This window comes from Nocardia sp. NPDC004260, from assembly GCF_053603155.1.
Genome location: NZ_JBSGEZ010000158.1, coordinates 1 through 5,899 on the forward strand (window position 1 = coordinate 1; position 5,899 = coordinate 5,899).

Below are 5,899 nucleotides of genomic sequence, written 5' to 3' on the forward strand. Positions count from 1 at the left end.
GTGCGCGGCCGCCGCTTGCTCCTTCGTCGCGTACGCGGCGGCCGCGCACACGCGAGCCGGGCCGCGAACGGCGCATGCTCGGTCTCGCTTCGCTCGAAAGACGGGGTTGCGGTGCGCTGGGTGCGTCGGCATGCGAACTCGAGACCACGACCACGACCACGTGAACGGGGCGGCCGCCGTAGCGGGGCGTCACGTGCTCGGTCCCGCACAGTCGTTACGGCGGTGCACGGTGCTCGGGCCCGCACAGTCGTTACGGCGGTGCACGGTGCTCGGGCCCGCACAGTCGTTACGGCGCGCAAACGTCGGCCTGGCCGCGAACGGAACGGGCTTGGTCTCGCTTCGCTCGAAACCCGTGGTTGAGCTGGGGCGGTTGCGTGATTCGGTGACCTGTCGACCGTGATTTCGTTTCCAGCGGGTCGTGAGGTGACCGCCACTGACCACCCTTCCCGCGAAGGCCCCTCGCTTTCTTCGAACACGTTGATCGGCCGGTGCAATCGAAACATCGGTCACCTTCCGATCGCAGCTGGGTATGGCACCAGTAGCGAAACGACTGCTTCGGGCGAAGTGCGCCACGGACGACGCGACCACTACTACGCCAGCCGAGTTCCCACCCGGCGATCCGCAGCCGCGCACCCTGGGCGGTAATCGGACGACGCGACAAGGCTGCCCCTGCCGCCCGCGACCGCATTGCTCGCCGATGGCACGGCAACCGCTGCCTACGACTCGCCATGAGCCCAGCGGCCGCTCGTCGACCCGATCTGTCACCTTGCGATGACCGGTGGTCCTCAGCAGAACGACCGATGGCCGCCCACGTCGGGGCGGCCATCGGCACGATTCGGCGCGGGGCATCGCCCCGCCGAACTCAGACGCGAACGATCAGCGCGTCACCCTGTCCACCGCCGCCGCAGAGCGCGGCCGCGCCGACGCCGCCACCGCGGCGCTTCAGCTCCAGCACCAGGTGCAGCAGGATGCGCGCGCCGGACATGCCCAGCGGGTGGCCGATGGCGATGGCGCCGCCGTTGACGTTCACCTTCTCCGGGTCGATGCCCAGCTTGCGGGTGGAGGCGATGCCGACGGCGGCGAACGCCTCGTTGATCTCCACCAGGTCCAGGTCGGCGGGCGAGATGCCCTCGCGGGCGCAGGCTTTGGCGATCGCGTTGGCGGGCTGGTCCTGCAGCGTCGAATCCGGACCCGCGACCACACCCGCCGCACCGATCTCGGCGATCCAGCTCAACCCCAGCGACTGCGCCTTCTCCTTGCTCATCACCACGACCGCCGCGGCGCCGTCGGAGATCTGCGACGCGGTGCCCGCGGTGATGGTGCCGTCCTTGCGGAACGCCGGACGCAACTTACCCAGCGACTCCACCGTGGTGTCGGCGCGAATGCCCTCGTCCGTGGTCACCAGCACCGGATCACCCTTGCGCTGCGGCACCGCGACCGGGACCACCTCGTCGTCGAACACGCCGTTCTTCCACGCCGCCGCCGCACGCTGGTGCGAAGCCGCCGCGAACGCGTCCTGATCCTGCCGGCTGATCCGATCGGCCTCGTTGCGCGCTTCGGTCAGCGCGCCCATGGCCTGATCGGTGAAGATGTCGTGCAGGCCGTCGTAGGCCATGTGGTCACGCAGCGTCACGTCGCCGTACTTGAAGCCCTCCCGGCTCTTCTCCAGCATGTGCGGCGCCCGGCTCATCGACTCCTGGCCACCCGCGACGACGATCTCGTACTCGCCCGCCCGGATCAGCTGGTCGGCCAGCGCGATCGCGTTGATGCCCGACAGGCAGACTTTGTTCAGCGTCAGCGCGGGCACGTCCATCGGGATGCCCGCCGCCACCGCCGCCTGCCGGGCCGGGATCTGCCCCGCTCCCGCGGTGAGCACCTGACCCATGATCACGTAGTCGACCTGGTCGGGCGCGACACCGCCCTTCTCCAGCGCCGCCTTGATCGCGAACCCGCCCAGATCGGAACCGCTGAAGTCCTTCAGACCTCCGAGCAGCCTGCCGACCGGGGTACGCGCACCGGAGACGATCACGGAAGTGGTCACGACGAGCCTCGCATTCGTAGATCGGACCTGCTCGCGCCCAACACCGGGCAATGCGAGAGCAGGTGTTCTACTCAACGGTAGCGGGTGCGTCACGCGCGCCCCGTGCCAGGTCGCGCTACTTTCGAATGGTGAGCAACGTTATCGAACAGTCATCTTTCATCCCCGCGGACTACGTGACCGCGGTGGACCACGTCGGCATCGCGGTGCCGGATCTCGACACCGCGGTCGCCTGGTACGCGGAGAACCTCGGCATGATCGAGACCCATCGCGAGGTCAACGAGGCTCAGGGCGTGCACGAGGCCATGCTTTCGCTGCCCGGCGCACCCGACCGCGCCACTGCCCTGCAGTTGCTGGCACCGCTCGACGCGGAATCGACGATCGCGAAGTTCATCGACCGCAGCGGGCCCGGCTTGCAGCAACTGGCCTACCGGGTGACCGACATCGAGGCCGTCTCCGCGTACCTGCGCGCCAAGGGTCTGCGTTTGCTGTACGAGGCTCCGCGGCACGGAACGGCCGATTCTCGCATCAATTTTATCCACCCGAAGGATGCTGGAGGTGTGCTGATCGAGTTGGTCGAACCGAACGCGAATGTTACGCACTAGTATCGGCGTCAAGTCGGGAAAACTCGTTGGAATGACATTCGCAGTCGAGTCACCATCGGCTGTCTTCAGGCTGTAGTTTGTGTGCCATGTCGTCACCCGAGTCCGATCGCAATCGCTTCGTTGCACTGCCCTTCACCGTTGTGCGCAAGGGTTATGCGCAAGACGAGGTGCGTAATTACTTCGACCGCTTCGACGCGGAACTGAGAGTCACCGCCACCGACCGCGATGCGGCTGCGGCACAAGCACGTAACCTCGCGAGCCAGCTGGAAGACGCGCGCGACGAGATCGACGAACTCCGCAAGGAGGTCGACCGACTCTCGGTGCCGCCGACCACCGCGGAAGGCATGTCCGACCGCATCTCCCGCATGCTCCGTCTCGCCTCCGACGAGGCGTCCGAGGTCCGTGCCCTGGCGCAGGCCGAGGCCGCGGAGATGGTGTCGATCGCCGAGCAGCAGGCCACCGAGATGCGTGGCAAGTACGAGTCGCTGCTCGCGGAGACCAAGGAGAAGCGCGAGGCGCTCGAAATCGAATTCGAGCAGACCCTCGCGAACGCGCGCACCGAGTCCGCCAAGATCATCGAGGCCGCTCAGGCCGAGGCCGACCGCATCGCGAAGGAAGCCGACGCGAAGCGCAAGGCCACCCAGCAGGACTTCGAGGCCACCATGGCCGAGCGTCGCACCAAGCTCACCCGCGCCATGGAAGAGCTGGAAGCCACCAGCCGCGCCGAGGCCGCCCAGCGGATCAAGGACGCGACCGACGAGGCCAACCGCCTCATCACCTCCGCCACTCAGACCTCCGAGCGCAAGATCGCGCACGCGAAGGAACTGGCCGAGGAGATGCGCGTGCTGCGCGGCCGCGTGCTCGCCCAGCTGCTCGGTATCCGCGGTCAGCTCGACTCGGTGCCCGCGATGCTCGCCGCGGTCAACCGGGAAAGCGAATTGCTGGACGGCGTTCCGGATCAGCGCAAGTCGATCGGCGGCAACACCAAGTCGGTCACCGGTTCCCGTCAGAAGGCGATCCCCGAGGTCGCCACCGAGGACGACGATATCGACTCGGAAGAGCGCGAGAGCGCCGACATCAGCAACTGACGTCGGACCGCGGCGACTACAGCAAAACTGAACCGAATTCACCGAAGGCCGCCCCAACCGGGGCGGCCTTCCTTAATTCCGCACCCGGTTTACTGGGCATCAGGACCAGCGCCGGGTGATCTTCCGAGTACGACGACCGTTCCAGCACCCGCGATGCCAATGCCTGCGGTCGTCTTCTCCGCCGTGAGCGGGCCACGCGACGACGTGCGCGACGCCTGGCGGGATCTCGTGGTCACAGCCGGGGCAGCGGTAGGTCTTCACAGCGCGGGTGCCCGGAATGGTGCGGACCACATATGTCTCATCACCGTCCGGGCCTGATTCCGTCCGTCCGAAGACATCGCCGATCGGCGCACCTCCCGACCGCGAGTGACCAGCGTGGCGATCCGAACGCGGTTTCCGGCGGGGCATGCGACAAGCCTATTACTCGGCCGCGTGCGCCCCGCACGCCCCTGAGTTCAGAATAAGCGGAATTCGTTGCTCTCCGTGCCGCGCAGGGCGTCGTAATCGAGTGTGAGACAGCGGATGCCGCGATCCTCGGCAAGCGTGCGCGCCTGCGGCTTGATCTGCTGGGCGGCGAAAACGCCCGCCACCGGAGCCAGCAGCGGATCCCGGTTCAGCAACTCGAGGTAGCGGGTGAGCTGTTCGACGCCGTCGATCTCACCGCGCCGTTTGATCTCCACCGCCACGGTGCCGCCGTCGGCGTCCCGGCACAGCAGGTCCACCGGGCCGATCGCGGTCATGTACTCGCGGCGGATGAGTGTGTAGCCGGTGCCGAGCGTATGCACGTGCTCGGCCAGCAGCTCTTGGAGATGAGCCTCCACACCGTCTTTCACCAAGCCCGGGTCGACGCCGAGTTCGTGCGAGGAGTCGTGCTCGATGTCCTCGATGGTGATGCGAAGTTCCTCGCCGGCCTTGTTGGCGACGACCCACAGCGCCTTCGCTCCCTCCGGGAGCTGCGCATCGCCGTTGCGTTCCTCCAGCCAGCAAGGCGGGCTCATCCAGTTCAGCGGCTTGTACGAGCCGCCGTCGGAGTGCACGAGCACCGAGCCGTCCGCTTTCACCAGCAGTAGCCTGCGGGCCATCGGAAGATGGGCGGTGAGTCGCCCTACGTAGTCGACCTGACAGCGAGCAATCACTAGGCGCACCCAAGCACTGTAGGCGAACGCCCGCACGCCCCTGTCGTCAGCCCATGAGCAGAATCGCCGCGAGAACCACGCTGACGGCGAGCAAGGCGCTTTCGATCCGGGTGAGCCGCCGACGGGTGGTCGTCCTGGCCCAGACCATGCAGAACCCGCCCACCGTGCCGATCATCAACGCCACCATGTGGCCGACCTGGGTGAAGGTGTGCTCGATGAGCACACCCTCGACCGCGACGATGAACCACAGCGTCGACCAGGCGGCGCGCCACCGGTAGGGCAGGGCGGCCACCAGCGCGCCGACCAAAGCCATGGCGCCGTAGCTGACACCGACGTCTTCGGCCCAGCGGATGCTCGTGGGCACCCATCCGGCCTCAACACCCACCCACAGCCCCGCCGCGACGAACAACGTGGCGCCGATGTGGCCGGCCAGGAAAACCCGCACCAACCGCAACGCGCCGAAGCGCAGTTCGGCGAGAGCGAGCAGACAGGCGAGCAGCGGGATGATCACCCACGATCCGACGACGTCGCCGATCACGAACGCGCTTGCCAGCAACGTCCCGATCCGGCCGTCCAGCAGGTTGTGCAGGTTCGTGCTCGCGTGCAGAACCACCCTCGCCTGAGCGGAGTCGCTCAGCACGGAGAAGATCGCCGAGACGACGACCAGCCCCGCCAAGTACACGGCCGTCGCGGGCAGCCTCGGCCGCCACCAACGCGGTCGCGTCGAGGTGGCGGGGGCTGGCGGCGCCGGGTGACCCGGCGTCGTCGCGACGACCATACATACCTCCGTTGTTCGCGCGGGACAGCGATCCGTCCCCACCATCCATCATCGGCGTCCGCGCGCTGCGTGTGCTTGTAGTTCCCTATGAAATTGCTGCGAAACGTTCTCGTCTCATGAACGACGAAAGGCCCTCGACGGTGTCGAGGGCCTTTCGTGAAAGGATGTTCCGGCGGTGTCCTACTCTCCCACACCCTGTCGAGTGCAGTACCATCGGCGCTGGCAGGCTTAGCTTCCGGGTTCGGAATGGGACC

General features: G+C 67.2%; 6 protein-coding genes and 1 rRNA gene. 2 read left to right on the forward strand and 5 right to left on the reverse strand.

What is annotated here, in order from left to right; translation table 11 throughout:
- Window positions 1-862: 862 nt before the first annotated feature.
- Window positions 863-2,041, reverse strand: a complete 1,179-nt coding sequence (locus tag ACWEO7_RS37710; RefSeq protein WP_452430430.1) for an acetyl-CoA C-acetyltransferase — start codon at window positions 2,039-2,041, stop codon at window positions 863-865.
- Between the two features lie 128 nt (window positions 2,042-2,169).
- Here ACWEO7_RS37710 and mce point away from each other — a divergent pair, with 128 nt between their 5' ends.
- Together mce and ACWEO7_RS37720 are read left to right on the forward strand one after the other, a co-directional pair.
- Window positions 2,170-2,643, forward strand: coding sequence for a methylmalonyl-CoA epimerase (mce, locus tag ACWEO7_RS37715; RefSeq protein ID WP_452430432.1), 474 nt, complete (start codon window positions 2,170-2,172; stop codon window positions 2,641-2,643).
- An 86-nt stretch (window positions 2,644-2,729) separates the two neighbouring features.
- Window positions 2,730-3,731 (forward strand): coiled-coil domain-containing protein, encoded by a 1,002-nt coding sequence (locus tag ACWEO7_RS37720; protein WP_159842720.1) that lies wholly within the window; start codon window positions 2,730-2,732, stop codon window positions 3,729-3,731.
- A 99-nt stretch (window positions 3,732-3,830) separates the two neighbouring features.
- On the opposite strand, the gene ACWEO7_RS37725 is transcribed toward ACWEO7_RS37720, so the two are convergent.
- The 4 genes from ACWEO7_RS37725 to rrf form a co-directional block, all read right to left on the reverse strand.
- Complete coding sequence (locus tag ACWEO7_RS37725; protein ID WP_452430433.1) at window positions 3,831-4,139, reverse strand: ATP/GTP-binding protein; 309 nt, start codon at window positions 4,137-4,139, stop codon at window positions 3,831-3,833.
- Between the two features lie 47 nt (window positions 4,140-4,186).
- Window positions 4,187-4,876 carry an endonuclease NucS gene (nucS, locus tag ACWEO7_RS37730; protein WP_355081528.1) on the reverse strand — a complete coding sequence of 230 codons (690 nt, stop codon included), beginning with the start codon at window positions 4,874-4,876 and terminating at the stop codon, window positions 4,187-4,189.
- Between the two features lie 37 nt (window positions 4,877-4,913).
- Window positions 4,914-5,645 carry a rhomboid-like protein gene (locus ACWEO7_RS37735; RefSeq protein WP_452430435.1) on the reverse strand — a complete coding sequence of 244 codons (732 nt, stop codon included), beginning with the start codon at window positions 5,643-5,645 and terminating at the stop codon, window positions 4,914-4,916.
- Window positions 5,646-5,812: 167 nt separating this feature from the next.
- Window positions 5,813-5,899 (reverse strand): 5S ribosomal RNA (rrf, locus tag ACWEO7_RS37740); the annotation flags it as partial.

What these genes read in the sequence shown, in the direction of transcription:
- ACWEO7_RS37720 (WP_159842720.1), top strand. Translation starts at nt 2,730, where the DNA reads ATGTCGTCACCCGAGTCCGATCGCAATCGCTTCGTTGCACTGCCCTTC.
- ACWEO7_RS37725 (WP_452430433.1), bottom strand. Translation starts at nt 4,139, where the DNA reads ATGCCCCGCCGGAAACCGCGTTCGGATCGCCACGCTGGTCACTCGCGG.
- ACWEO7_RS37735 (WP_452430435.1), bottom strand. Translation starts at nt 5,645, where the DNA reads ATGGTCGTCGCGACGACGCCGGGTCACCCGGCGCCGCCAGCCCCCGCC.